The sequence below is a fragment of the Cupriavidus sp. UYPR2.512 genome (assembly GCF_000379565.1).
Lineage (GTDB): Bacteria > Pseudomonadota > Gammaproteobacteria > Burkholderiales > Burkholderiaceae > Cupriavidus.
In genome coordinates this window covers 1-1,618 of sequence record NZ_KB903070.1, presented here as the reverse complement: position 1 = coordinate 1,618, position 1,618 = coordinate 1, and the positions used below count along the sequence as shown (strand labels likewise).

General features: G+C 61.5%; 2 protein-coding genes. Both read left to right on the top strand.

What is annotated here, in order from left to right; all coding sequences use genetic code 11:
• Nucleotides 1–271 precede the first annotated feature (271 nt).
• Entirely contained in the window at nt 272–763 is a 492-nt protein-coding gene (locus tag A3A5_RS41950) for an amidase family protein (RefSeq protein ID WP_198293163.1), read from the top strand.
• 577 nt (nt 764–1,340) lie between these two features.
• Nucleotides 1,341–1,618, top strand: a 278-nt coding sequence (locus A3A5_RS39035) for a pyridoxal-phosphate dependent enzyme (protein ID WP_035813173.1), incomplete at its 3' end; no start/stop codon positions are given.

Here is a 1,618-nt window from a genome sequence, read left to right as displayed (position 1 = left end):
AGCTATGTTGCAGGCTGCGTGGCAAGACGGCATGTCTCTACCGCACGTGTCATAAAGGCCGGACGTGTCGTTTGATCACCTTGAAAGGGGTGGCCCTAAGCAGTCCTTCAACGGCCCGACAAATGGAAAATTTTCTGGACTTGCCAATCCGTGCCCTCGTCGCAGCGGCGTCCAACGGGCAAACCAACGCAGAAGCCCTGGTACGTGCGAGCCTCGTTCGCATTGGTGAGGGTGACTCCGTGCGTGGCAGCATGTTGACGCGAAAGGCGCCTTGGCCAACGCGCGCCAAGTCGATGCGCACAGCAATGGCGCGCTCAAGGGTCTTCCCATCGGCGTGAAGGACCTCATGGACACCGCAACCATGCCCACGACATACGGCTCGCCGATCTACGAGGACTTCAGACCTCGCATGCATGCCGCGGCGGTGGCGCTCGCGAAATCTGCTGGCGCAGTGGTGCTCGGCAAGACGGTGTCGACGGAATTCGCGGCGTACTGGCCTGGCCCAACGCGCAATCCCCGCGCGCCAGGGGATGCCCCCCCCGCACACCAGGTGGGTCTTCAAGTGGCTTACTTTGTTGGGGTGCTGTCCAGGAACGCCGAGCTGGCCAATGCAACACAGCATCCGCATGCCCCGATACGAGTCGGAATATGCCGCACCCCTCATTGGAACCGGGCCAGCGCCGACTCTCGTTTCGCACTGGAGCAAGCCGCCTCTCGCTATGAGTGCCACAGGCGCGCGCAATTGCATCAGCGCCTTCCTTAGCGCCACGCACCGTATCAAGCCGATGCTGGAAGTGCGCTAAGTCGTCGGGTAGAGAGAAGATTGGTTGCCTCTTCAGGACATCCAGCACATGTACGCGTTGGCTTTCGGTCCAGCCTTCGGCTTCCGCCAGCGCGCCGATAAGGTTCCTGATCTCGGACTCGCGCCCGTACTTCTCAAGGATGTAAGCGACAGACGGGTCGGCGGTGTCGTCAAACTTGCGGATGGTCTCGCCGTCGCTGATGCGCTTCGCGGTCTGCCGCGCCCACTCGCGCGCTGCTTTTTCGCTGTCGAAAGTAGCGCTGACGCGCTGCCCCTTCATGCGAACCAGGGCACGGACATACTAGCCCCACAGTGCCGCAAATCGTCGTCTTGGGGCACTTCGAATCCATCTGCACACACTGAAATGCACTGTATTTAGGCTGTTTTCGTACTTGTCACCGTCATAGCGGACGCTTCAGCCTGGTGTTCCGCAAGTAAGCGGCAGCCGGCGCTTTGCACTAGAATCTTCCCGTCATTCGATCCTGCGGTGCCGGGGGCCTTCCAGGCTTGCCGCATCGCGCCCGCTACGGAGAACACCATGAAGGTCCAGAATATCCTGCAGACGATCGGCAATACCCCGCATATCCGCATCAACCGGCTGTTCGGCAACGGCCATGAGGTCTGGATCAAGTCAGAGCGCAGCAATCCCGGCGCCTCGATCAAGGACCGCATCGCGCTGTCGATGGTGGAAGACGCCGAACGCCGCGGTGTGCTCAAGCCGGGCGGCACCATCATCGAGCCGACCTCGGGCAATACCGGCATCGGCCTGGCCATGGTGGCCGCGGTCAAGGGCTACAAGCTGGTGCTGGTGATGCC